The 24710-nt window shown below is 54.2% G+C and carries 19 protein-coding genes; 9 read left to right on the plus strand and 10 right to left on the minus strand.

Translation table 11 applies throughout. The annotated features are described in order from the left end of the window. The first annotated feature begins 159 nt into the window (after positions 1-159). From AC790_RS01990 to AC790_RS02000, 3 genes are all read left to right on the plus strand, one after another. Positions 160-1905, plus strand: coding sequence for an amylovoran biosynthesis protein AmsF (locus tag AC790_RS01990; protein ID WP_049850765.1), 1746 nt, complete (start codon positions 160-162; stop codon positions 1903-1905). 182 nt (positions 1906-2087) lie between these two features. Next, positions 2088-2381: a type I toxin-antitoxin system antitoxin YafN gene (gene yafN, locus AC790_RS01995; protein ID WP_007887121.1), complete on the plus strand. Its 294-nt coding sequence runs from the start codon at positions 2088-2090 to the stop codon at positions 2379-2381. After that, positions 2378-2782 carry a type II toxin-antitoxin system YafO family toxin gene (locus AC790_RS02000; RefSeq protein WP_049850766.1) on the plus strand — a complete coding sequence of 135 codons (405 nt, stop codon included), beginning with the start codon at positions 2378-2380 and terminating at the stop codon, positions 2780-2782. The genes yafN and AC790_RS02000 overlap by 4 nt, the downstream gene beginning before the upstream one ends. A 55-nt stretch (positions 2783-2837) precedes the next feature. Here AC790_RS02000 and AC790_RS02005 read toward each other — a convergent pair whose 3' ends face one another. From AC790_RS02005 to AC790_RS02025, 5 genes are all read right to left on the minus strand, one after another. Then, positions 2838-3908: an ABC transporter ATP-binding protein gene (locus tag AC790_RS02005; protein ID WP_049850767.1), complete on the minus strand. Its 1071-nt coding sequence runs from the start codon at positions 3906-3908 to the stop codon at positions 2838-2840. Next, on the minus strand, positions 3901-5670 hold the full coding sequence (locus AC790_RS02010; protein WP_049850768.1) for an iron ABC transporter permease: 1770 nt from the start codon (positions 5668-5670) through the stop codon (positions 3901-3903). Before AC790_RS02010 ends, AC790_RS02005 begins: the two co-directional genes overlap by 8 nt. A 74-nt stretch (positions 5671-5744) precedes the next feature. After that, positions 5745-6833 carry an ABC transporter substrate-binding protein gene (locus AC790_RS02015; RefSeq protein ID WP_049850769.1) on the minus strand — a complete coding sequence of 363 codons (1089 nt, stop codon included), beginning with the start codon at positions 6831-6833 and terminating at the stop codon, positions 5745-5747. Positions 6834-7008: 175 nt separating this feature from the next. Beyond that, positions 7009-7710 (minus strand): response regulator, encoded by a 702-nt coding sequence (locus AC790_RS02020; RefSeq protein ID WP_049850770.1) that lies wholly within the window; start codon positions 7708-7710, stop codon positions 7009-7011. Further along, positions 7703-9355 carry a sensor histidine kinase gene (locus AC790_RS02025; protein WP_049850771.1) on the minus strand — a complete coding sequence of 551 codons (1653 nt, stop codon included), beginning with the start codon at positions 9353-9355 and terminating at the stop codon, positions 7703-7705. The genes AC790_RS02020 and AC790_RS02025 overlap by 8 nt, the downstream gene beginning before the upstream one ends. Before the next feature lie 1034 nt (positions 9356-10389). Here AC790_RS02025 and AC790_RS02030 point away from each other — a divergent pair. From AC790_RS02030 to AC790_RS02045, 4 genes are all read left to right on the plus strand, one after another. Beyond that, entirely contained in the window at positions 10390-11367 is a 978-nt protein-coding gene (locus AC790_RS02030; protein WP_049850772.1) for a glycosyltransferase, read from the plus strand. Between the two features lie 16 nt (positions 11368-11383). Then, on the plus strand, positions 11384-12691 hold the full coding sequence (locus tag AC790_RS02035; protein ID WP_049850773.1) for an oligosaccharide flippase family protein: 1308 nt from the start codon (positions 11384-11386) through the stop codon (positions 12689-12691). Next, the gene (locus tag AC790_RS02040; protein WP_049850774.1) at positions 12688-13683 is read left to right on the plus strand and encodes a glycosyltransferase family A protein; all 996 of its coding nucleotides are present in this window, start codon (positions 12688-12690) and stop codon (positions 13681-13683) included. Before AC790_RS02035 ends, AC790_RS02040 begins: the two co-directional genes overlap by 4 nt. 444 nt (positions 13684-14127) lie before the next feature. Then, entirely contained in the window at positions 14128-15417 is a 1290-nt protein-coding gene (locus AC790_RS02045; protein WP_007887104.1) for an HAAAP family serine/threonine permease, read from the plus strand. Positions 15418-15496: 79 nt separating this feature from the next. On the opposite strand, the gene AC790_RS02050 is transcribed toward AC790_RS02045, so the two are convergent. The 3 genes from AC790_RS02050 to dbpA all read right to left on the minus strand — a co-directional run bounded on the left by AC790_RS02050 (position 15497) and on the right by dbpA (position 19842). Then, a complete protein-coding gene (locus AC790_RS02050; RefSeq protein WP_049850775.1) occupies positions 15497-17053 on the minus strand; it encodes a methyl-accepting chemotaxis protein in 1557 nt (518 codons plus the stop codon). A 307-nt stretch (positions 17054-17360) separates the two neighbouring features. Next, on the minus strand, positions 17361-18323 hold the full coding sequence (locus tag AC790_RS02055; protein ID WP_049850776.1) for a chemotaxis protein: 963 nt from the start codon (positions 18321-18323) through the stop codon (positions 17361-17363). A gap of 139 nt (positions 18324-18462) precedes the next feature. After that, complete coding sequence (dbpA, locus tag AC790_RS02060) at positions 18463-19842, minus strand: ATP-dependent RNA helicase DbpA (RefSeq protein WP_008105991.1); 1380 nt, start codon at positions 19840-19842, stop codon at positions 18463-18465. Positions 19843-20230: 388 nt separating this feature from the next. Here dbpA and AC790_RS02065 point away from each other — a divergent pair, with 388 nt between their 5' ends. Beyond that, complete coding sequence (locus AC790_RS02065; RefSeq protein ID WP_235440722.1) at positions 20231-20509, plus strand: hypothetical protein; 279 nt, start codon at positions 20231-20233, stop codon at positions 20507-20509. 589 nt (positions 20510-21098) lie between these two features. Here the strand turns inward: AC790_RS02065 and AC790_RS02070 are convergent. Beyond that, on the minus strand, positions 21099-22460 hold the full coding sequence (locus AC790_RS02070) for an amidohydrolase family protein (protein WP_049850777.1): 1362 nt from the start codon (positions 22458-22460) through the stop codon (positions 21099-21101). An 88-nt stretch (positions 22461-22548) separates the two neighbouring features. Then, positions 22549-23409 carry a LysR family transcriptional regulator gene (locus tag AC790_RS02075; protein ID WP_049850778.1) on the minus strand — a complete coding sequence of 287 codons (861 nt, stop codon included), beginning with the start codon at positions 23407-23409 and terminating at the stop codon, positions 22549-22551. An 87-nt stretch (positions 23410-23496) separates the two neighbouring features. Between AC790_RS02075 and AC790_RS02080 the strand changes: the two genes are divergently transcribed. Next, the gene (locus AC790_RS02080; protein ID WP_049850779.1) at positions 23497-24669 is read left to right on the plus strand and encodes a cyanate transporter; all 1173 of its coding nucleotides are present in this window, start codon (positions 23497-23499) and stop codon (positions 24667-24669) included. Positions 24670-24710 lie beyond the last annotated feature (41 nt).

Raw genomic sequence — 24710 nt, forward strand, 5'->3', positions numbered from 1 at the left:
ATTTACACCCACGGCAATGATGCCGAGCGCATGGACGTTCGTACCGTGCGCGCCATCAACAACCACAACGATCTTTGGGATCAGCACTGCGGCCAACCGGCCAAATAACGCTGCTCTCACGCATTTGCATTACCTACCTGAAAAGCCGAGGAGGCTATGATGATCGAAGTTAACTCTTATGCTGAACTGCGCACCACTGCACCATCCAAAAACGGCGATCTGGCATTCTTACGCCGTTACAATCCCGATTCCACCTTCCGGGGCGGCGGTGATTTTACCGGTTTTATCGGTACCACAACGGCTGTTGATGATGGCGGCACGTTAGCGGTAGGAAACGGTTTCTACTGGAAGCGCGTGATTAACAACCCTTCCGATATCAACCTCTATCACTTCGGTGCGAAGGGCGACGGTTATGCCAACGACACCGATGCGTTTAATCGGATGCTGGCATGGACGCAAAACTACTCGGGGAACATCACCGCGTTACCGGTGCGTTTCCCAGGTGGTAAATTCCTGATTAGCCCAATTGATATCAGCGGTACCGAGCGCGCCTTCTTTGGCTTGCAAGGCGATGATGTTGAGCTGGGTTCTTTGCCGCGTACTACCATCATTTCAGACAAAAGCGCCAATACGGTGTTCAAGGTGAAGGCGCGTCGTACCTCGATCAGAGGTATTGCATGGAATGGCCAGGCGTCGGCCGATATCACCACCAACAAAAGCACCATCACTGCCGATATGTGCAGCAACGTGCAGCCGTTCTTCGAAAACACCTGTATCGAAGGCACCACCGTAAATATTTACTGTTTCCGCGCGCAGAATAATGGCGGCACGGTAATCAAAGTGCTGGATACTCTCGACAGTAAATTCGACCAAATCTACACCCTCTATACCTACGGACGCGTGTTTGATGTCGGCTGGTCGAACTCGCCAAAAGGCGCCTGGGATCACTCCACGGCGATTGAGATCTGCAACTGTAACTTCCAGACCGGTTACGGTGACGCCACGCTCTATATGCCGCGCGTGACGCAGGGGATTTTGCGCAACGTATGGATTGAGCATACGCGCAATCCGGGCGATCTCTCTGACGGCGGCTGGACCATCGATACCCTGAATATTGAGGATTGCGGTAACCCATTCAACCTCAACAATGCGCGCGTCACCATCCGACAGCTGAACCTGCAATCTGGCGCCAAACTCACCACCGATGCCGCCGCAGGACGTTGGTTATCTACCTTTGAATATGGCTATCGCCGTGATGAAAGCTACGGCAGCTTCCTGACCGGTTCGCTGCGTGCGGGCTATTTCAGCGGCTACAAGATCACCAACAATACCGACACCGATAACTGGTATCGCCTGGGACAGCTGTTTTTCCCGAATGCTAACCAGCAGTGGGTGATGGAGTTCATTGGTAAAGCGGATGCCACTCAGCCAACCGGCACCGCCGGTTCTCCGGTCAATGTGGCGGCCACCGGTAAAACCTGGATCAACCTGCAGCGACTGGAAACGGTATGGGCCGATGTTTATCACATGGGGCAACCCGCGGTGCTGGATATCCGCTACAGCCGTGTTGGCACCACCTATGCGGCGGTATGGGTAAAACTGCGGGCTAACAGTGGCGACACCATGATGAACCTGAAATGCACCGGTCCAACGCGTTTCGATAGCGGTTCATGCTCGCTGTTCCAGCAGGACTTCTCGGTGGTGACTGATACCACCAAACTGGGCGGCTTCAAACCCGCCGCGCGCTTCGGTCTGCATAATGGACTGGCAGGTATCGGCGCCAATGAGAAAGGAGTACTTACCGTCGCGACGGCGGCCGGTACGCCGACCAATAAAACCGCGCCTACGGGCTTTGTGCTGGTCAATATTAACGGTGTCGATCGTAAGCTTCCCTATTACGATTGAGGTCCAGCACCTTTTTGGCGAGGCCTCTGGCCTCGCCTTTTTTTGTTTATAGAGCGGAGAAGGATATTTTGTTCTGTAAGCTCTTGCTGAAATGATTTCCGTATAATTTTTAAACACAATAATTGATGTACACTTTAAGGTGCATTATTATGTGCTTAATAAAATATAATGAGAGGTGATTTATGGAGCGAATTCTCGCGGAAAAATCTATAAATATTACTGAGTTGAGAAAGAATCCGGCAAAGTACTTCATTGATGAGCCGGTAGCTGTTCTTTCCAACAACCGACCTGCGGGTTACATGATCAGTGCTGAGGTATTTGAAGAACTGATCGATCTGTTGGAGGAGAAACAAGGAAGAGTTCATACGGCTGCGCGATTCAGACCCAATGCTAACCGTCTAAGTGACATTGCGGAGAGTGGCGAGAAACTGCTGCAAAGCGCCTCTGACAAGGATCTGACCGAGTTCACCGAATGAGCATTAGGGTTTTAAAATCAACTTTGATTCGTCAACAATTGAGCCAGGCAGAGCTTGATGATTTAGTGGCGGATTTTCTGTCCTATAAAAAAGAGGGGGAGTTGCCAGATACGTTTGGTCGGGATGCGCTCTATGATGACGACCGAACCTATCCATTGGTAAAAGAAGAGCAGGTGGCTCATATTCATCTTGCCGATGCAGATGCACCTTTTCCCAAATTTTTACGTCAGTTCAAGCGGACCAGCGATCAGGCCCACTTGGTTTACTGTCAGGGTGCAATGGATCCCAATGCCTATTTACTGATTATCATCCTGAAGCCCGAAGCGCATAAAATGGCACGCAATAATAACAATATGCATAAGATCGGGATGATGGCCGAAGCATTCAGGATGAAGTATTAAGTTGATCAAAAACCCCTTTTTATAGAGGAGCGGCATAACACCGCTCCTCTATCCGTCACCCTTTCGGGAAAATCCACACATGGTTTTCCGGCAGCGCCAGATGGCAGTGCTGCGGATCGCGCACCTCGGTGCCGTAGGCGCGAATCACAAAATCGTCGCCCGCGGTACGGAACAGATATTCCCAGCGGTCGCCGAGATACATGCTGGTGAGCAGCGGCAGTTCCAGCTGATTTTCACCCGGTCCGTCAACCAGTCTCACGCGCTCCACGCGAATCACCGCCGTGGCGTCCTGCCCCTGTTGCACACCTTCTCCCGCTAGTCCCCACAATGCCCAGCCTTTTCCTTCGATACGCGCTTTACCGTCGCGCAGCTCGGTGATTTTGCCGTGCAGCCGGTTGTTGCTGCCCATAAACTCAGCGGTAAACAGGGTTTTCGGCGAGCCGTACATCTCCTGCGGCGTACCCTGTTGCTCGATCTTGCCGTTATTGAGCAACAAAATACGGTCGGAAATTGCCATCGCCTCATTTTGATCGTGTGTCACCATCAGCGCCGACAAGCCCAGCTTGATGATCAGTTCACGCAGGAACACCCGCGCCTCTTCACGCAGCTTGGCATCCAGATTTGATAACGGCTCATCCAACAGGATCACCGGCGGGTTATAAACCAGTGCGCGGCCAATGGCTACGCGTTGCTGCTGCCCACCGGAAAGCTGATGCGGGTGACGTTTGCCGAGATGACCTAAGCCCAACTGCACCAGCACATCCTGCACGCGCTGGGTGATTTCAGCGGAGGCCACTTTGCGCAGCTTTAACGGATAAGCCACGTTCTCAAACACGGTTTTGTGTGGCCATAACGCGTAGGACTGGAACACCAATCCAAGGTTGCGCTCTTCCGCCGGGATCTCGCTGCGCGGCGTGCCGGCGTAAACGGTGTTGTTGCCAATAACAATGGTGCCCTGCGTCGGCTTCTCCAGCCCAGCGACCGCGCGCAGCAGCGTGGTTTTGCCGCTGCCGGATGGCCCCAATAGAGAAACCACTTCACCGCGCTGCAGGTTCATGGAAACGCCTTTCAGCACCGGGTTGTCGCCGTAGGTTAAGTGCAGGTTCTCGACCGATAATTCAATCATGTAATTTCACTCCAAATCGCAGGGCAATACCCAAACCGACGACCACCAGCAGGATGTTAATAAAGGAGAGGGCGGCAACGATATCAATCGCGCCCGCCGCCCACAGGGAAACCAGCATTGAGCCGATGGTTTCCGTGCCGGGTGACAGCAGATACACGCCGGTGGAGTATTCGCGCTCGAAAATCAGGAACATCAGCAGCCATGAGCCAATCAAGCCGTAGCGTGACAATGGAATCGTGACGTGGCGCGTAATCTGTCCGCGCGTGGCGCCAGTGCTGCGCGCCGCTTCTTCCAGCTCCGGCCCCACCTGCAGCAGCGTTGAGGAGATCAAACGCAGACCATACGCCATCCACACCACGGTATAGGCCAGCCAGACGCTGAAGATGGTGCTACGCAGCGAACGCAGCCAGACGATCAGGTTATCGCGCAGCCATTGCGACCAGGCGAAATCAGAAAGCCAGCCCGCTTTGAGGGAGTTATCCAGCCACATCGGCAGGAACAGGAATACCCAAAGAAATGCCAGACCGGCCAGCAGCCCTGGCACCGCGCGCGGCACCAGCACGCTGTAGTCGAGGAAGCGCGTAGTGTTGTCCGGTTTGCGGTGCATGGCGATGCCAATAAACAGATAACATCCCACCGCCAGCGCGCCGCCAATGACGCCGATCGCCATGGAGTTGACGATAGCGCGCAGCAGGTTGGGTTGCGCCCAGATGGTCTGGAAGGTTTTGATCGACAGTTCATCCCACAGCGAGACGCCAACGCCCCAGTTGGAGATAAAGGCGCGCAGCACCACGCCGAGCAGCGGTACGCCAATGGTGACGGTTAGCCAAAAAGCGACCACCGCACCGGCAACCCAGCGCCATTTGCCCAGCGGCAGGGCGCGCGCCTGCGACGCTTTCCCTTTCACAGTGACGAAGCGGTTGGCGGTGCGCATCAGGCGGCGTTGCAGCATCACCAGCGGAATGGTGATGCAAATCAGCACCACCGCCACCGCGGCCATCAGGTGATAGGACGGCGTGCCGAGTTTATTGGTCAGTTGATAGAGATAGGTGGCCAGCACCATGTTGCCTTCGGGATCGCCCAGCACCAGCATCAGACCGAACACCTCCAGCCCGAGGAAAAACAGCAGTACGATGGCGTATAGGATCGAGGGACGTACCATCGGCAAACTGACCGCCGTCATCACCTGCAGCGGCGATGCACCGGCGATACGCGCCGCTTCTTCCACATCCGAACCCACGCTGCGCAGCGCCGAGGAGATATAGAGATAAGCGTGCGGCACGTGCGTCAGACCGGCGATCACCACGATGCTCGACATGTCGTAGATATTCCACGGCACAAATCCCAGCAGCGACTGCGCCCACAGCGAGAAGAATCCCACCGGGCCCGCCGCCACCACATAACCAAATCCCAATACCATCGGCGAGACAAAAATCGGCACCAGGATCAGCGGCTCAATGAGGCGTCTGCCCGGTAGATCGGTGCGCACCATTAAGAATGCCAGAATGCCGCCCAGTGGAATGGCGATGATCACCAGGCCGAATGCCAGAATGAATCCGCTTCTCAATGCCTTATAGAAGTCGGGATCGGTAAAAATAAATGCGAAGGACTCCAGGCTCCACTCTTTCGACGGTGAAAAGAACGGGGCGGAGAGGAAGCTTTGAATGACGATAAACGACAGCGGAACGTAGATAACCAGCGCGGTTATCAGCACCACGACGCCGCGCGGCAGGTTTTGCCACTTTCTGCGCAATGTACTCATAGTGAGACCCTGAATGGCGAAATCAGATAAGAGAAAACCAGCGCGACGCAGCGGGTCGCGCTGGCTTAATGCCCTTATTTACCGGCGGCGGTGCGCCACTGTTTGATGTAATCGAGGCGTTTTTTCGGCTGCAAATACTCCAGCAGGCTTTCATCCACCGGGATCGGTTTCAGCGCCGTGCCTAACATTTTGGTCATGCCATCAATGTCGTTTTTGCCTTCAACATCGTTGCGCAGGGAAGGGATGTCGGCCTGATTGGCCAGAATGCTTTGTCCTTTCTCAGACAGCACGTAATCCAGCCACAGTTTGGCGGCATGGCTGTTACTCGCTTGCTGGCTGATAAAGGAGACGCGCGACAGTACTAGCGTGTAATCCTTCGGATAAGCGATCCCCAATGAAGGATCGGTTTTGGCGCGGGCTTCGGCATAAGAGCCGAGGATGTTGAAGCCGATCAGGTTTTCACCGGATGAGACCCGCTCCATCATGGTGCCGGTTGATGACTGCACCGCTAAGCCGCCTTTTGCTACGTCGGCCAGGGTTTTGAAATAGTTGGGATCGGCTTTCGCATCCTGCACCGAGAGCATGAAGCCGAGGCCCGATTTCTCAATATCGTAGGTGGTGACTTTGCTCTTGAACTTGTCGGTCTGGCTGGCGATCAGCTTGGCCAGCGCGGTGTGTGAATCAGGCACATCAGCGGCGGGGATCAGGCGTTTGTTGTAGATGAAAACCACTGGTTCGTAGGTGGTGCCGTAAGCTTTGTTATTCCACACCGCCCACTTGGGGATCTGGCTCAACTCTGGCGATTTATACTCCTGCGCATAGTCGGTAGCCAGCTTCAGACCGGTATCCATTGAGGAGCTCCACACCACATCCCCGCTGGTGCCGCCCGACGCCTGTTCGCTGATAAAACGGTTGTACAGCTCGGTGCTGTTCATATCGTTATATTCAACTTTGATGCCGGGATAGGTTTCTTCGAAGCCTTTGATCAGCGGACCGGCGGCTTTGGTGTCGGTGGTGGAGTAGACCACCACTTTGCCCTCTTTCGTTGCGGCATCAATAACGCTTTGATAGTCCGCCGGATAGCCCTGCGGCGGGGCGGCAAAAGCAGAGCACGACATCAGGACAGTAGCGGTAACCAGAGAGAGATGAAATGTGTTCGACATTATAATTAACCTTTTAGTTACATTTGAGGAACTAAGGGTCAACATAGCCGATCGTCTTTGCCAGACAAGAGGTGATTGAACGTTATCTTCACGAAGTGTGATTGTCGGCGCTGTTTAGCCAATTAACACCATTAAAACCACGCAGGCCGCGGCACGGCATTTGCGCTCGGTCACACTATTGCGCGTCGGTTATTTTACGGTACAGCCGACGCGGATGGCCGATATTGCCATACTGCATCTCCACGCCAATAAAGCCGATCTCGACACAATATTCCAGATAACGGCGCCCGGTGGTTTTGCTGATTCCCACGCTCTCTACCACTTGCTCCACTGACCAGCTGTCCGCGGGCGCCGCGCTGAAAACGCGTTTAACCCGTTCCAGAGTGATTGCTTCAATGCCTTTGGTTGAGGGCGCGGCAGGCATATCGCTGGTGGGCAGATTAAACAACTTATCCAGCACCTGCTGATCAACACTCTTCATCTGGCGCAGGGTCTGCACCAGCAGCATAAAGCGTTCCAGCGAGGCGCGCAGACGATGAAAAAATACCGGTTTTAACAGGTAATCAAACGCGCCACTGCGCATTGCGTGGCTACAGGTTTGCATGTCGCTGGCGGCGGTAATAAAAATCACCGAACACTCAAAACGTTTTAGCAGCGGATCGTCAATCAGCGTGACGCCCTGGCCGTCCGGCAAGTAATTATCCAGTAGCACCAGCCTTGGCTGATGCTCGCGGATAAGATGACGCGCCTGCTCCAGCGTGGCGGCAATGCCCACCACACGCAGGTGAAAGTGCTGCTCAATAAATTCGCGATGCAAATCGGCGAGATGCGGCTCATCTTCGACAATCACAACATCAAGCGCCCTGCCACTATTCATGGCAACCTCCTGGCGAAACGGCGGGCTGGAACGGGATGAAAACCGAGAAGATGGTGCCCTGCGGCGCATTGTCGCTGATCTCGATGCTGCCGCCGGCCTGCTGAACATAACCTGCCGCCAGATAGAGGCCAATGCCGTGTTCCGCTCCCAGCACGTCGTCGTTGCTGGAGGGTTTACTGGTGACGCCCTGCTCAAACAGATGCGGTTTAATGCTGTCATCTACGCCGCCACCCTGATCGGCGACTTCAATGAGCAGCTCCTGATTGCGATCGGAAATATACAACTCCACCGGCGTAGTGGGCGTTCTGGCGATGAGCGTGGCATCGACGGCGTTATCCAGCAAATTCCCCACCACAGACATCAATGCAGTTTCGCTAATGCCGGCGGGAATACGGTTGAGCTGGCAGGCGGGATCAAATTTTAGCTCGACGCCTTTTTCACGCGCGCTGACATATTTCCCTAGCAGCAATCCGCACAGCGCCGGTGAGGTGAAGCGTGCGGAGACAAAATCCAGCACCTGCTGCGCCCCGGCAGATTGCGCGTGGATATAGCGCATCGCATCGTCATAGCGCTGCATTTGTAATAAGCCCACCAGCGTGGCAGTCCAGTTCAGCTGCTCATGACGCATAATGCGCAAATTATCCGCATATCGCTTTACCTGGCTCAGCTGGCTGCTCAGGGTATTGATGTCATTTTTATCGCGAAAGCTGCACACCCAGCCGCTTGGCTCGCCGGGCTCCAGCTCGATCGCCACCTGGTTGACGATCACCTGACGCTGATTCAGCACGGTGATGTGATCGTGGTGACGACCACTCGGTTGCTCCGCGTGTTGGCTGAGAAACCCCGGATGAATCTGCAGCGCCTCATGCAGCGGTTTACCCAGCAGTTCGCTCTCGCTCTGCTGAATATCCAGCAGTTCTCGAGCGGCGCGATTAATTAAAATCAGCTGCTTCTCCGCGTTAACGGCAAATACCCCTTCATACATCGCTTCCAGTAACGCTTTTTGTTGCAGCACCAGCAGCGCGATATCTTTCGGCTCCAGCCAGAACATCTGTTTCTTCAGGTTGCGGGTAAACACCCATGAAAAAATAAACAGCAGCAGCAGCAGGGCGAGGCCATACAGGCTTGCTTGCCACAGCAGGCTAACGTTGATATTGGCGATATAGGAGGTGAGATAGCCCACCGACACAATACCAATCACCCGATGCTGCGCATCAAAGATCGGCGCTTTGCTGCGTAGCGATACGCCGATGCCGCCTTTACGTACGGAGATGATGGTTTTCCCCTGCAGCACCTCCGCGTTGTCGCCACCAATTAACGGCAGATTGAGGCGTTCGGGCGATTCCGAGTGATAGAGGTGCTGCTCATGGACGTCGCCAATGACGATATAACTGGCATCGCTTTGATTACGCAGTGGCTGGATCAATCCAGCAATGCCTGCAATATCCCGGCGTGCCACTCTCTCCGCCAGGCCCGGCATCAGCGCGATTTCACTGGCCTGCACCCGCGCGCGCTGGCCCAGATCGTGATGCAGCTGTCGGTCGATAAAATGGAACAGGATGGTGCCCAGCAAGGCTAATAGCAGGCAGGAAAAAAGCACCAGAGAGAGAAAGAGTTTCACCTGAAAAGGTAATCGGCGTTTCATACAACCTGCAGTAAGGAAAACTGGAGTGAGGCGTAAGGGGAGACTAGCACGCGAAAATGCCGCCCGGCATCGGTTGAAGCCAGAGTTGTGAGCTGGCTACAATCTCTCCGTGGCTTGGGCGCTGGTGAGTGCTGGTACGCCGGGCACACGCTTTCCCTCCTTATTCCTGGCATTCTCTCCCTGCGGCGCTAATCAATTGCTTAAATGCCAATTCATCGCGGCTAATCTATGTGCATCATTTTTATTAACGCGCTGCCTGAGTAAATTCCGTTTTGGTCTGGCAACCATTGACCTTATAACCACCAATGGTGAGAATGCCGCTATAAGTTTTGAACCAGATCGCAAATTTTGGGCATTAAGCCCGTTGCAGTGCGGCTGCGAGAGCCGCACTGAATTAACGCCACTTGCACGCATCGGCTAGCGAAAGACGCGCCGGAGTAATAAAAGTGCAGGGCATACAGCAAATATCGTTAATGTCGTGACGTTCGTTGAGAAGGCCCGTCTATTGATGCACCTTTTCAGCCCCGGTCGGCATTTCTTGTTTTCCGTGATGAGTGCGATAAAGCGCCAACGCTTTTTTATTCTCATTAGGAAGCAGATAAAAATTTAATTTAAGTTCGGATTGAAAAGGCGGTCACTGCGTAAAGCATACTCCGCCGTTGAAAAAAACGTAAATCGCTGAAATTACACTGAACTCTTATGAGTGCAGCGCAGCCTTTTTACGCCAAAAATAGCGCTTTGTCTGTTTTCAGTACACTGGTAGCTGCAAGCCAAGGGCGGTAGCCTGCCCATTTTGTCGAGTAAAAACAGAATTAAATTGCTCAGTTTATTTGGCGATTATCTTATTACGCTTGCTGTGTAGTCAGATTTAACCGGCATTTTTAATTCGCCTGAGGAAACTCTGAAATACACAGCCAATAAATGTTAAGCAGGGCGAAAGCAACGCACAGCAATGGTTATCGATTATTTACTGTGACGTTCATCGATCTTTTTTTACGCCCGCAAATTTTACTCCGACGGAGTCCAGAGGTCCTATGCAAAATCCCATTAACGACGTTTTAATCAGCGTCATCGTGCCGGTGTATAACGCCGCGGCGTATCTGGAGCGATGCATTGATAGCCTGCTACAGCAGGATGAAACCCGTTTTGAAGCCATCTTCATTAACGATGGTTCCAGCGATAACTCGCTCGCCATTTTACAGCGTTACGCCCATTACCCGCATTTTCACATCATTGACAAAAGCAACGGCGGCGTCTCTTCAGCACGTAATCAGGGGATTAACGCATCGCGTGGCAAGCTGCTGTGCTTTTTAGATGCCGATGATTTTCTGCCAGCCAGTGCCTTCGCCACCTATGTGCGCCTGATGCAAAACCCGGTGGCGATGGTGGTGGGGGAGTCGCAGCACTTTACGCCGCAGGGGCAGCCACTCGATTTTCCGGCCAATTCGAGTGATGCGCGCCAGCTGACAGCCTCAGCGGCCATCAATGATTTGCTCTACTTCAATCCGCGTCACGGCATCTGCGACAAGGTATTTCGTGGCGATGTAATCCGCCAGCATCAGCTCCGTTTTAACGAAGAGATTTATAACTTCGAAGATCTGCTGTTCGTGATTAATTACCTGCATCTGCAGCAGGATCGCCAGGTGATATTTACCCAACAGGTGGTTTATCACTATGTGGTATCAGATAACTCTGCCACGCGCTCGGCACTGCGGGAAAAACACTTCTCATTTGCACGCTCCTTTAATGGCATGCAGGCGTTTTTATCCACGCAGCACAAGCGTTGTTATTACCATCTCTATTTAAAAGTCACCTCATCTTATATCTATAAAGCGCTGCACAGCGATGGATTCAGCCGTGCCTTTATTGATGAATATATCTCGCTCTACCGTCGCAGCTTTAAGTCCTATTTCACCTCTGGATTGATGTTCAATCCGTGGAGTTTGTACTTTGCGCTGTTTTTCGTCAGTCCACGACTGGTATCGCGTCTGCGCCGCCTGGCACAGAAATAAACGCTGAGGTTGAGTTGTGAAAGATAAATTAAAAAACTCGATGTGGATGATCGCGGAAAAGCTGATTGCGGTATTTGGCCTGATATTTGTCACCTCCTATGTGGCGAAATATGTTGGGCCCACCACCTTCGGCATCATCTCGATCTCCATGCTGGTGTTCCAGTTTATTCAAAGTATTGCCCTGATGGGCAGCGATGTGATTCTGCTGAAACGCTTATCGCAAAATCATCACTCCGGTATGCGCTTAATGATGGCGACATTCCTGCTGGTGTTACTGATTTATGGCGTGTTATCCGTCACTGGCATGCTGATTATGGGCGAAGAGTGGAGTGCTGATGCGTTGATATTTATCTGCGCTGCGGCGATTGCTTGCCTGTTTTCCTCACTCGATTTGGTCAATATCTACAATGAGGCGATGCTGAATGCGCGCCTGAATGTGATAGCCAACCTGGCTGGCCTGGCAATCAGTTTGACGGTGCGCTTCTTTATTTCCTATTACGGTTTTGACCCGTACTATCTGGCGATTCCCATTGTACTGGCGACCTTTATTCCGTTTGTCATCAAGCTGACGATATTCCTTAAATACCATCGCCAGGTGCCGATTCCCGCGATACGTCAGATGAAGAAATACTCCCGCTATATGGTGGCCTCGGGTATTTCACTGGTGTTTTCGGTGATAGCGGTGGCGATTTATACCCGCGTAAATCAAATCAGCGTCTCTTATTTCCTCGGCGTAAAAGAGGCGGGGATATTCTCCGTCGCGCTAACGCTGGCTACCGCGTGGGTATTTTTACCCAATGCCTTACTGGCTTCCTTTTTCCCAGCGTTCTTTGCCGAGCGCGATGATGAGCAGTCGATCATTAAGGTGCAGAAATTACATCTGCTGGTGATTGGCGTTTCATCAATGGTGATTCTGGCTATTTGGCTATTGTCCGGATGGTTTATCCGTGACTTTTACGGCGCCGAGTATCTCGATGCGGTCGCGCCAACGCTATTACTCAGCGTTGGCGCGATGTGTGCCGTGCTCAGCAGCGTGATGGATCGCTTTATTATTAAGTACAACGGTTACCGTTATTTGGTGAAGAAAACCTTCGTAGTGTTATTAATCTGCGTGGCGTCATCACTGCTATTTGTGCCGTATTTTGGTTTAAACGGCGCGGCCATGAGCGTGGTATTAACCGAGTTCCTCTCCTTCTCGCTACTTAATTACTTTTTCCCTGCTCAGCCAGTTATGCGTATTCATCAAGTGTTTATCAACCCCAGGAAACTATGGCTGTTATTTAGCAATATCAAAACCTCAGACAGTAAAGAGAGTTTATCATGAATGAAAAACCCCTATTTAGTCTTATCATTCCCGTCTATAACTCACAAAAAACCATTCAACGTACTTTGCTGAGCGTACTTAAACAGACGTTCAGCAATTATGAGGTTATTGTCGTTAATGATGGCAGCAGCGATTCAACCCCGAAAATACTGGAGGAGTTTAGCGCTTATTCGCAAGTCACCGTTATTCACCAGATTAATGCCGGTGTTAGCGCGGCGCGAAATAGCGGGATGCAACAGGCCAAGGGCGACTATGTACTGTTCCTTGATGCGGATGATTGGGTGGATGATAACTTCCTGATGATCTTCAAACAGAATCTCGATGCCTGGCCAGCGGAAACGGTGGATCTGATGGTCGGCAACCTCAACGACAGCCGGGTGGGGAAGGTGTCGCAGGCGGGCTTCTTCAGTAATGAGGATATTCCCTATGTGCTCGGTGAGTTGGAGATGAGTGACAACATTGGTTATCTGCATAACAAATGTTATCGCCGGCAGATTATCGAAGAGCTAAATCTGCGCTTTTTGGAAGGTATCTCCATGAGCGAGGATCTGCTGTTTAACCTTAAATTCTTCAGCTGCATTAGCAATTTCCTGGTGACACCGGGCGCGGCTTATCACTATGAAGATGTCGAGGCGTCACTCTCCAAACGAAAAGTGCAATACAGCGAACTGAAAGTGAGAAAACAGTTTCTGACGGCGCTTTATGACTCAATTATTAGTAAGTATCACGCCAGCGATCTCGATTATTTTCTTAAAGGTATCTCCAAGCGCGTATTGGCGTTGGATATGCAAATCGTCACCGCCATGTATCACTCTTCGTTTTCACCTGCGGACATTGCCCAGGAAATTAATGAAATAAAGCGAGGAAAATACTCCAAAGGTATTTTCATTCTGCTGAATAAAAATGAAAAACTGAAGTATATGATTATGAATTTGAATACTCTCACAGCGTACTATTTTCTTTATGCACTCTACCGGATGCGCGCATTCTGATTCTGCCTTCATACTTCAAGTTGCAGGTGCGTTGGCTGCGTGGATTCGCCCCGGTCACTTACTGATGTAAGCTCCCGGGGACTTATCCACTTGCCGCCTTCCTGCAACTTGAATTATTTGGCAGAACCGTAATCAGTGGCAACAACTTACCGTTGCCACTCCTTTTCATTATCTCCACACCTTTCCACTTCCTCCGCTGCTTTCTCCAACTTCTGGTTTACTCCTTCTTGCACTCCTCCCGCGTCTCATGTCAAATAGCGCCCCAGGCAATCGATTGCGCGCAAGTTTCGTGCATTTTCTGCCCTTAAAAACATCAGGGTGCGTGAATTTAATCCATTAAAACGTCATCCTTTGCGTTACGGCGGCGCTACAGAGCCCGCGCCATGATTGGCAGCCATCGTTCTGGCTGCATTTTTGTTCAAGCTTGAATGTGTGGAGAGACAGATGGACAACTCACAAACCAGTACGCTTAGTACCGTTGAAACAGCGGCTAAGGGCTGGCGCAAGAGTGATACCGTGTGGATGTTGGGTCTATACGGTACGGCGATTGGTGCGGGTGTACTTTTTTTACCGATCAATGCCGGTGCAGGCGGACTGGTCCCGCTGATTATCATGGCGATTCTTGCCTTCCCCATGACCTATTACGCGCACCGTGCGCTGACGCGCTTTGTGCTCTCCGGGAAAAATCCCGGTGAAGACATTACCGAAGTGGTGGAAGAGCACTTTGGTGTCGGTGCCGGCAAGATCATCACCTTGCTCTACTTCTTTGCTATCTATCCCATCCTCCTGATGTACAGCGTGGCGATCACCAACACCGTCGATAGTTTTATCGTGCACCAGTTGGGCCTGGTTTCGCCGCCGCGCGCATTGCTGTCGCTGATTTTGATTATTGGCATGATGACGGTGGTGCGCTTTGGCGAGCAGATGATTGTCAAAGCGATGAGCGTGCTGGTGTTCCCGTTTGTCGCGGTGCTGATGCTGCTGGCGGCTTATCTCGTGCCGCACTGGCATGGCGCGGCGCTGGAAACCTTGTCGCTGAGCCAGAGCGTGAGCGGTCACGGCATCTTAATGACGCTGTGGCTGGCGATTCCGGTGATGGTCTTCTCCTTTAACCACTCGCCGATCATCTCGTCATTTGCGGTTGCCAAGCGCGATGAATATGGCGCGGGCGCTGAGAAAAAGTGTTCACGTATTCTCGCCAACGCGCATTTGCTGATGGTGGTGACGGTGATGTTTTTCGTGTTCAGCTGCGTGCTGAGTCTCTCGCCAGCCGATTTGCAGGCGGCGAAAGATCAGAACATCACCATTCTCTCCTATTTAGCCAACCACTTTAATGTGCCGATGATTGCCTGGATGGGACCGATTGTGGCGATGGTGGCGATCACCAAATCATTCCTCGGCCACTATCTTGGCGCGCGTGAAGGTTTCAACGGCATCGTGGTGAAATCCCTGCGCAGCCGCGGAAAAACCGTGACGCCGCAGCGTCTGAATCGACTGACTACCGGCTTTATGCTGCTGACAACCTGGCTGGTGGCGACGCTGAATCCGAGCATTCTGGGGATGATTGAAACGCTGGGCGGGCCGATCATTGCGATGATTCTGTTCCTGATGCCGATGTACGCCATTCAGAGAGTGCCGGCGATGCGTCAGTACAGCGGTAAGATCAGTAACGTATTTGTGGTGATGATTGGCGTGCTGGCGATTTCTTCTATCGCCTATTCATTGGTGAATTAATCATCGTCATCAACAAGGTGCGCATTAATGCGCACCTTACGATTTTGTAGGGTCGCCATTTATGGCGACCTGGCAAACATTACACCGCAGCCGTTTTAAACACGCTCATTGATTGTGCCAGGCGATCCGCCTGTTCCTGCAACGCCTGCGAAGCCGCTGAGGCTTCCTGCACCAACGCGGCGTTCTGCTGCGTTACTGCTTCCATCTGCGTAATCGCCGAATTAATCTCGCTAATTCCGCTGCTCTGTTCGCTGCTGGCGATGGTGATTTCGCTCATGATATCCGCCACGCTTTTCACGCTATTGACCACTTCGCCAATGGTGGAACCCGCGTGCGTTACCAGACGGCTGCCTTCGTCGACCTGCGCCACCGAATCCTCAATCAACACCTTGATCTCTTTCGCTGCAGAAGCCGAACGTGCCGCCAGATTGCGCACTTCGGTTGCCACCACGGCAAAACCGCGGCCCTGTTCGCCGGCGCGCGCCGCCTCAACGGCCGCATTAAGAGACAGAATATTGGTTTGGAAGGCAATGGAGTCGATCACGCTGATAATATCGACGATCTTCTTTGATGAGAGCGTAATGGCTTCCATCTTCTCGATCACCTGCTCCATCACCACGCCGCCCTGTTTCGCCACGTTAGAGGTATTAGCGACCAACTGATTGGCTTCACGCGCATTCTCGGCGTTATGTTTGACGGTGGCGGTCATCTGCTCCATCGCCGATGCGGTCTCTTCCAGCGAGCTGGCTTGCTGTTCGGTACGGGAAGAGAGATCGATGTTGCCACTGGAGATCTGATTCGACGCCACGGCGATGGTATCGGAGCCCGCGCGCACATCGGAAACGATGGTCAGCAGATTGTCATTCATCGCCTGCAGCGCCTGCATCAGCACGGCGGTTTCATCTTTGCCGGTAATCTCAATGTGTGAACTCAGGTCGCCCGCGGCCACTTTCCCGGCGATTTCCACCGCTTCGTTGAGTGGGTGCACAATTGAGCGCGTCAGCATAAAGCCCAGCACGATGGCCGCCGCAATGGCGATAGCGGAGAAGATCAGCGTCATTTCAATCGCCGATGAGCCGTTATCGATAATTTTGGCGCCTTCCTGCTCCAGCTGTTGTGACTGTGAGTCGGCAAACGCCACGGCGTTCGCGAGGAAAGCGTTTTGCGTATCGGTAATGGATTTCAGCACAAAGGTGCTGGCCGCTTCGGCATCGCCGGCACGCACCAGCGCAATCAGCTGGTTTTTTTCCGCTTCAAACTTGTCACTGGCGGCAAGCAGTCCGGCAATTTTCTTTTTACCCACCTCAGTCACCTGCAGCGCTTTGATTTTATTCATCGCGTTATTGGTGTGTTCGGTGGCTTCCGCTAATTGCTGATAGCGCTTCTCGTTATATTGCGGACGCGTGGTATCAATCACGATGCCGCGTAGATATTTAATTTGATCGTTAACGCCATCGCGCACGTCAAAGCCCAGGCGCACTTTTACATAGCGATCTTCCACGATCGACGTGATGCCGGTTTTGATGTTGTTAATTTTGGTAATGGATGTCACGCCAACAATCACCAGCAGTGCCACCACTAAACCAAAGGCGATGCCCAGACGGACGCCGACCTTCATATTCTTTAAGCTCAACATTGGATCTCCCCGTAATGCCAAAAATTGATGTTATCAAGACGGAAAAGCAGGCAAGACGCCCGCAGCAGGTTGATGTTTTTTAAGGTGAAAAAAGTTACGCAGCGTGACAAAACTGGTATGGCAGCACCGGCGCAAGCGCTATCAGTTATCGGTTGTTAATGTTTTAACTTTAATTTTTTAGAGGTGCGTCACAGTTTGGTGAATGGCGATGACGTTGATTTTTGGCTGGGCGGGGAGAGGTGTATCTGGTCGCCATGAATGGCGATTCGTAGGGTGCGCATTTCTGCGCACCGGGATAACGATGGCATTAACGCGGTTTTTTCAGTACGCCGTGAATTACGCTGGAGAGTTCGTTAATTTCGAATTTCGCCACGTAACCATCGGCACCGACTTTGCGCACGTGATCTTCGTTGGCGCTGCCGGAGAGCGATGAGTGGATCACCACCGGAATCTGGCGCAGGTTGTTATCGCGCTTGATATTGCGCGTCAGGGTAAAGCCGTCCATCTCCGGCATTTCCAGATCGGTCAGCACCAGCGCGATCTTGTCGTGAATCGACTCGCCGTTGGCCGCGGCTTCTTTCTGCATCTCGTTAATCTTGATCCAGGCTTCCAGACCGGTGTTGTGCATGATGGCCGGAATGCCCATGCTCTTCAGGCCCTGTTCCAGCAGCTGACGCGCGACTTTAGAATCTTCCGCCACAATTGCCACCTGGCCCGGCTTCAGATTGAAGTTTTTGGCGGTTTCTGCGCTTGGCTCAACGCCGCGCACCGAGGGAATGATGTCATACAGAATCTGCTCAACGTCCAGCACCATCGCCAGATTGTTACTCTGGCCGTCGGTATCGAGGCAGGCGATGCTGGTAATATTGCGGCTACCGATGCCCGCTTCCGCGGTATGTACCTGGCTCCAGTCGAGACGCACAATGTTCTCCACCGACTCCACCGCAAACGCCTGCGTACTGCGCGCATATTCGGTTACCAGCAGTAGATTAAGGCCGGTTTCCGGTTTGCAGCCGGTGACGGCGGGCAGATCGATAACCGGAATAAACTGTCCGCGAATGCTCGCCATGCCAAGCAGCGGCGATTGCATACCGGCAGCGCGGGTGATGGTCGGCATCGGCACGATTTCACGCAGTTTAAACACGTTGATGCCGTAGAGCTCAGATTTGCCTTTCAGCTGATCGGAACCCAGGCGGAACAACAGCAGTTCGAATTTATTGGAAAGCGCAAGGTTAGCGCGTTCATCGATCTCTTTCTGAAAATTATCCATCATGGCCTCGGGGCAGATCTGGGCTGGGAAAAGGGCAGGGCAAAATCGCCATGATTAACTTATCGGCAGCAGAGAAAAAAAATGAAGGGAGATAACGGAAATTTTAGCGTGAGAGCGATCGCCCTCACGCGAGAGTCGATTACTTCAGCAGGATGGCGCGTACGCTTTTGCCTTTGATCTTGCCCTCTTTCAGCTTGATCAGGGCTTTCTTCGCCTGCGCGGCGTCGATGGCGACGTAAGCGTGCGTGGCCGTCATATCGATCTTGCCGATCTGGTCGCCACTGAAACCGGCTTCACCGGTGAGCGCGCCGAGGATATCGCCCGGACGGATTTTGGCTTTGCGGCCGCCATCAATGCACAGCGTCATTTTGGTCGCCGGCAGCGACTTCGCGCTGGTGCCTTTCAGCGTGCTGGAGGAGACCCAGTTGAGCTTCTGCTGCAGATACTCTTCCAGCGCATTGGCGCGCACCATTTCGTCTGGGGCGACAAAGCTCACCGCCAGACCTTTCTCACCGGCGCGACCGGTACGGCCGATGCGGTGAATGTGCACTTCCGGATCCCACGCCAGCTGAAAGTTCACCACCAGCGCCAGCGATTTGATATCCAGGCCGCGTGCCGCCACATCGGTGGCGATCAACACACGGATGCTGCCGTTGGCGAAGCGAATCAGCACGCGCTCGCGATCGCGTTGTTCCAGATCGCCATGCAGGGCTAACGCACTGATATCCCGTTCGTTCAGCGCGGCGGCCACGTCGTCACATTCGCGTTTGGTGTTGCAGAACACCACGCAAGAGGCCGGTTGCTGCTGGCTGAGCAGGGCACCGAGCAGGCTGTGACGCTCTTTGGCGCTGGCTTCAATAAACTGCTGCTCGATGGTCGGTAATTCAGTTTTATCTTCGGTGGCAACCGCCAGCGCATCACGCTGAAAACGCTGGCTGAGGCTGGCGATGGTGTCCGGCCAGGTAGCAGAGAACAGCAGCGTCTGGCGCGTCTCTGGCGTAAAGCCAATGATTGCTTCCATATCGTCGCGGAAGCCCATCTCCAGCATGCGATCCGCTTCATCCAGCACCAGCGTTTGCAGCTGGCTAAGATCGAGGTTGTCGCGCTTGAGGTGATCGAGCAAACGACCCGGCGTGCCGACCACGATGTGCGGTGCATGCACCAGTGAATCTCGCTGCGCGCTCATCGGTTGGCCACCGCACAGCGTCAGAATTTTGATATTGCGGGTAAAGCGCGCCAGCTGGCGCAGCACATTGCTGACCTGATCGGCCAGTTCGCGCGTTGGGCACAGAATCAGCGCCTGCGTATGGAACTGGCTGTTATCAATACGGTTCAGCAAACCCACGCCAAACGCGGCGGTTTTGCCACTGCCGGTTTTTGCCTGCGCACGCACGTCGCGCCCTTCCAGAATAGCGGGCAGGGAAGCGGCCTGAATCGGCGTCATGGCGTCGAAACCCATCTCGCGCAGGTTATCGAGTTGGCTGGCAGGCAGTTGCGTCAGGGTAGAAAAAGCAGTCACGGGAATGTCTCTAATTGCGGGTAGGATTGCGGCGGTCAGTCTGGCAGAAAGGGCCGGGATCGGCAATGGCAAAAGCGTGGTTGGTTTAGGCGTGAAATCAGTTAGCCATGCGATCGTTTTGTTCATTTTATCAGCGAGAACTATCGCATAGTTCTAATGCTTTTCCGGTTGCTTTTACGCTAGCGCGTTGCGGGAAAAACAGACATCTTTAATGAAAAGGTGGGATTACCCTTGATAAATAAGCCTTATCGCATCTTTTTGTCGCCTTTTAGCGGGGGTTACGCTTATGTGTCGCTCCGGTTGGGTAAAATTCTGATTAAAAAACACCGTCGATTTGCTTTATATTTAGCGCGCCATTTGGCTAATTATAAAGTACCCGAAATAATTCATGATGCAGGAAGGCGGCAAACCAGAGCAGCCAACGCACCTGCAGCGTGAAGGAGGAAGGGTAAATTCAGAGGTCATTTCATTGAGTCATCATGTCCAGGGACAAAACGAAGACATTCTGAAGATCGTCGGCCGCGCCGTGTTAACGCTGCATCTGCATGGGGAAACTTTGTCATCGGATAAAGTCAGCTCCATGATTGCCTGTTACGCGGAAGAAGAGCCTGTCAGCGACGATGAAAACCAGCGGCTGTATGCACTGGCGATTCAGATGCTTTCGTAAATCCAGCACTCATCGGGTGTGCGCATGCCGCCCTTTTTATGTCGTACGTAAAGCCTCCTTGCGGAGGCTTTTTTGTTTATGGCGTCAATATGATTCGCGCATTGATTGGGACGGTCGCCATAAATGGCGTAATGCTCGTCAGTTAAGCAGCGCACTGGTTCAGTTGGGGTTCCCTGGTCGCCATGAATGGCGACCCTACAGGCGTTATAGCGATGACGAGTCAGTAAGACGCATTGATGCTGCAGCGTGGGGTTGAGGCGACATCCCAGCCCGCTGAGCGAAAGAGGGATTTCAGGGCGAGCCGCAGGGATGCGGCGAGAGGCGGCGCTGAGCAGGAGCGAATCGCCGCCGGTCCATCAGGAATCGTGAAGGAGTGAAGGTATCGCGAAGCGGCGGGATGGGCTGACGCAGGGCCCGGGAGTGAAGAGGGCGTGGCCAGACGCCCTCTTCTCGGTCGCCGCACGACGTAGATGAAACTGCCTCAGCCGATGGCGAACGAAAGTCGCTCAGCGCTTAACTGATCGGCATTACGCCATAAATGGCAACCCTACAACAGCGGAGGGTGCGCATTCATGCGCACCTGAGAACATCAGGCGCTGAACACCGGCAATCCGCGGTGGAAGGTGGCGCGTACCGGGGAAATGCGCGCTACGGCTTCGGCGGAACAGCTGGCCTCAACCAGCATCATGCTGGCTTCATCCGCCACCTGCGGCCATTGGCGCTCGCCCTGATTCGATAGCGGTAAAATGCCGCCGGTGGCGATATGCAGCGCACGGCTTAAACCAAACTCATCGGAACCGCGATACAGCTGCGCGTACAGATTGGCTTTTTCCAGCATGCTGCCGGTGCCAAACGGCGACCAGTGATCGATCACGCTATCGGTCCCGGTCATCACCGTGATGCCCGCCGCTTGCAGCTGCGGCAGTGGCATGGTCAGTTTGCCAATCGGAATGGTCGAGGCCACGCTCATCTGCTGCTCCGCCATGCCGGCAATCATCTGATCCAGCGCCTTGCCTTCCAGCGTAGCGAGCGCAAAGCCGTGGCTCAGCGTCACTTTGCCTTTCAGCTGTGGATTTTTTGCAATGGTATCAACCATGTACTGAATCGCCGCCACGCCAGCGGGCGAGGTTTCATGCAGGTGGATATCCACGCCGCGCTGGAAATCGATAGCGATCTGGAACATGGCATCCAGCGACGCCTGCATCGCGCCATCCACGTTGGTCGGATCGAGTCCGCCAACGAACTCTACGCCCATCTGCATCGCTTCACGCATCAAACCATCGACTTTCGAGTGCAGCAAACCGTGCTGCGGGAACGCGACAATTTCACAGGGAAATTCCGGGTGATCGGCCAGCGCCAGCTTCAGATGCTCAAGACTTTTCAGGCCGCTAACCGGATCGATATTGCAGTGGCTGCGCGCTTCGGTGGTGCCTTTACTGTGCAACAGGCCAATGATCGCTGCAGCACGCGCCTGCGAGGTCGGCAGTAGCTGCGGGATCAGCACCTGCTCACGCGCAATCATATCCATGATGGTTTTGCCCTGACGCGGACGCGGCGCTTGCCACGGGCCACCATAGAAGGTTTTGTCGAGATGAATGTGCATATCGCGGGTGCGGGGCAGCAGCAGAGCGCCGTTGGCATCCCACTGCGTGAGCGCGGCATTGCGCGCTTTGCCAGCAGCATCAATTGCAGCGAAAGCGCCATCTTTGATCGTGATGTCGTACAGCGCGGTGCGCGTAGCGATGATTTCACTGCCGTCGCGCTCAAAGCCCTCTTCGAGACGCACGTTAAGCAGTTGGTAGTGGGCGACGCGCGGTGGTGGCGTGTGCGGTTGCGTGCTGTTTGACAGCAGCGGAGAGGCTTGTCCGGCATAGCTCATACCGGCTGCCATCAGGCTGCCAGCAGCGGTCAGGCTAAGAAATTCGCGACGGCTGGGAGAAGTGAGTTGCATCAGAGGTTCCATCAAATGAGAAACGCTTAATCTGGCAAAACCTGACGCGGCGCGCTGCGATATTTTCCACTGATGAGCAGTGGAAAAATCACTGCCACTGCAACTGGCAAAACGTCACGAGCGCGGCGGCCAGCGCCTGCTGCAACGCATCCTGCGGCGTACGACAAAACAGCGCCAGTTCAAAATGGCTAATGCTCGGCAACCCGTCAGCTTCGCTTAGTACACGATGCTCCGGCAGGCGGCAGCTGGCGGGCAGCAGCGTCACACCTAATCCGGTGGCGCTGGCGCTGGCAAGGGCCACTAAACTGGCGCTGCTATAGCTGATGCGCCAGCTGCGGCCGAGGCTATCCAGCGTCTGCGCCATCTCTTCGCGGTACAAACCGAGCTGTGGAAACACCACCAACGGCACCGGCGTTTGCTCAAAGCAGGGATGGGCGGCACTATCCAGCCACAGCAGCGGCTCCGGACGTGAAGCCAGCGGGCGCTCGCCGCCGGGCTGTTTAATCAGCAGGATATCCAGCTCTTCGCGCTGCCATGCGCGATGCAGATCGACATACATGCCGCTCATCACGTCAAGGCGCAGCTGCGGGTGTTCGCGGCTGAATTCCGCCAGCAAACCGGCGGTCGGCGCGGCGAAATCTTCCGGCACGCCGAGGCGTAAAACGCCGTCGCGCCATTTGTCGCTCAGCACGTCGTGTGCTTCGCCGTTCAGCGCGATAATACGGCGCGCATAGCCGAGCAGTTTTTCGCCCTCTTCGGTTAGCGCGACCTGATGCGAAGTGCGCTCCAGCAGCGCTTTGCCAATCATCTCTTCCAGCCGACGTACTTGCTGGCTGACGGTAGATTGCGACAGATGCACGCGATCGGCGGCGCGCGTAAAGCTGGCGGTTTCGCAAACCGCGACGAAGCTCAGCAGCTGCTGCGGGGTGAACATCGGCTGACGATTCATTATTCCACTGGTCACTATGGTGTTATTTCATTTCCAAATAGTAACCACTGCTGCGATGCTGGCAACTCTTTTACAGCAGGATTGTGTATGAATCGACATTATAACGGACTAACACTCGGCGCTTTGGTGCTGGCTGGGCTGAATATGCGTCCGTTTCTCACTTCTATTAGTCCATTACTCGGCCAGCTGCGCCAGGCGATGGGACTCTCTTCACTGGCGGCCTCGCTGCTGCCCGCGGTACCGATGGTGATGATGGGCGCGGTGGCGCTGCTAAGCGCTTCGTTGATGCAACGCGTGCCGCTGCAACGCTTGCTGCTGGCGGGATTGATGCTGCTACTGCTGGCGCTGGCCGCGCGCGGCATTATCCATGACGGCAGCTGGCTGGTGGTGAGTGCTCTCTTTGGCGGCCTTGGCGTGGGCGTGGTGCAGATGGCGATGCCAGGCTTGATTCGTCAGCGGTTTGCCCAGCGCAGCGCGGCAGTGACCGGACTGTGGGCCGGGGCGCTCATGGGCGGTGGCGGCTTGGGCGCCGCACTGTCACCGTGGCTGAGCGGGCATTATGGTTGGTCGCTGGCGTTGACCGGCTGGGCGCTGCCGGTGCTGCTGGCGATCGGCCTGTGGCTCTACGTGCGCGTGCCGACTGCCGCAAGCACGGAAAACATTGCGCTGCCGTCGCTGTGGCGCAAGCCGCGTGCCTGGACGCTGGCGCTGAGTTTTGGCCTGGTGAACGGCGGTTATGCCACCTGTGTCGCCTGGCTACCGGATGCTTATCAGCAACTGGGCTGGTCAGCACAAGCCGGCGGTTCGCTGCTGGGCGTGATGATTCTGTGCCAGGTGGCGGGCGCGCTGCTGATGCCGTTGCTGGCGCGCAAGGCCGATCGCCGTCCGCAGCTGATTATTAGTCTGGTTTGTCAGTTGATCGGCATGAGTGGTTTTCTGCTGGCACCGCAGCTGGCACCGTGGCTGTGGGCGGCGATTGCCGGTTTTGGCCTCGGCGCGGCGTTCCCATTGGCGATGGTGCTGGCGCTCGACCATCTGCCTCATCCGCAGGCCGGTGCGCGGCTGGTGGCATTCATGCAGGGCGCAGGGTTTATCATCGCCGGCAGCATGCCGTTTATCGCCGGTCAGCTGCAGGCGTTGACTCACAGTTTCAGCAGCGTCTGGCTGATGCAGACGGCGGTGACGGTGGGGCTGATCGTGCTTAATCTGCGCTTCCATCCTCACAGCTACGGGCGCGCCTTTGGTCAGACATCGGCTTGATTGGTCCTACCAAATTGGCGAAATTGCGCCGCATCATCACA

Origin of the sequence: Pantoea sp. RIT-PI-b, assembly GCF_001187905.1 — a bacterium.
Taxonomy (GTDB): domain Bacteria; phylum Pseudomonadota; class Gammaproteobacteria; order Enterobacterales; family Enterobacteriaceae; genus Pantoea; species Pantoea nemavictus.

Excerpts from the sequence above, each read along its gene's own strand:
- AC790_RS01990 (WP_049850765.1), top strand. The coding sequence starts at position 160 with ATGATCGAAGTTAACTCTTATGCTGAACTGCGCACCACTGCACCATCC.
- yafN (WP_007887121.1), top strand. The coding sequence starts at position 2,088 with ATGGAGCGAATTCTCGCGGAAAAATCTATAAATATTACTGAGTTGAGA.
- AC790_RS02000 (WP_049850766.1), top strand. The coding sequence starts at position 2,378 with ATGAGCATTAGGGTTTTAAAATCAACTTTGATTCGTCAACAATTGAGC.
- AC790_RS02005 (WP_049850767.1), bottom strand. The coding sequence starts at position 3,908 with ATGATTGAATTATCGGTCGAGAACCTGCACTTAACCTACGGCGACAAC.
- AC790_RS02010 (WP_049850768.1), bottom strand. The coding sequence starts at position 5,670 with ATGAGTACATTGCGCAGAAAGTGGCAAAACCTGCCGCGCGGCGTCGTG.
- AC790_RS02015 (WP_049850769.1), bottom strand. The coding sequence starts at position 6,833 with ATGTCGAACACATTTCATCTCTCTCTGGTTACCGCTACTGTCCTGATG.
- AC790_RS02020 (WP_049850770.1), bottom strand. The coding sequence starts at position 7,710 with ATGAATAGTGGCAGGGCGCTTGATGTTGTGATTGTCGAAGATGAGCCG.
- AC790_RS02025 (WP_049850771.1), bottom strand. The coding sequence starts at position 9,355 with ATGAAACGCCGATTACCTTTTCAGGTGAAACTCTTTCTCTCTCTGGTG.
- AC790_RS02030 (WP_049850772.1), top strand. The coding sequence starts at position 10,390 with ATGCAAAATCCCATTAACGACGTTTTAATCAGCGTCATCGTGCCGGTG.
- AC790_RS02040 (WP_049850774.1), top strand. The coding sequence starts at position 12,688 with ATGAATGAAAAACCCCTATTTAGTCTTATCATTCCCGTCTATAACTCA.
- AC790_RS02045 (WP_007887104.1), top strand. The coding sequence starts at position 14,128 with ATGGACAACTCACAAACCAGTACGCTTAGTACCGTTGAAACAGCGGCT.
- AC790_RS02050 (WP_049850775.1), bottom strand. The coding sequence starts at position 17,053 with ATGTTGAGCTTAAAGAATATGAAGGTCGGCGTCCGTCTGGGCATCGCC.
- AC790_RS02055 (WP_049850776.1), bottom strand. The coding sequence starts at position 18,323 with ATGGATAATTTTCAGAAAGAGATCGATGAACGCGCTAACCTTGCGCTT.
- AC790_RS02065 (WP_235440722.1), top strand. The coding sequence starts at position 20,231 with ATGATGCAGGAAGGCGGCAAACCAGAGCAGCCAACGCACCTGCAGCGT.
- AC790_RS02070 (WP_049850777.1), bottom strand. The coding sequence starts at position 22,460 with ATGCAACTCACTTCTCCCAGCCGTCGCGAATTTCTTAGCCTGACCGCT.
- AC790_RS02075 (WP_049850778.1), bottom strand. The coding sequence starts at position 23,409 with ATGAATCGTCAGCCGATGTTCACCCCGCAGCAGCTGCTGAGCTTCGTC.
- AC790_RS02080 (WP_049850779.1), top strand. The coding sequence starts at position 23,497 with ATGAATCGACATTATAACGGACTAACACTCGGCGCTTTGGTGCTGGCT.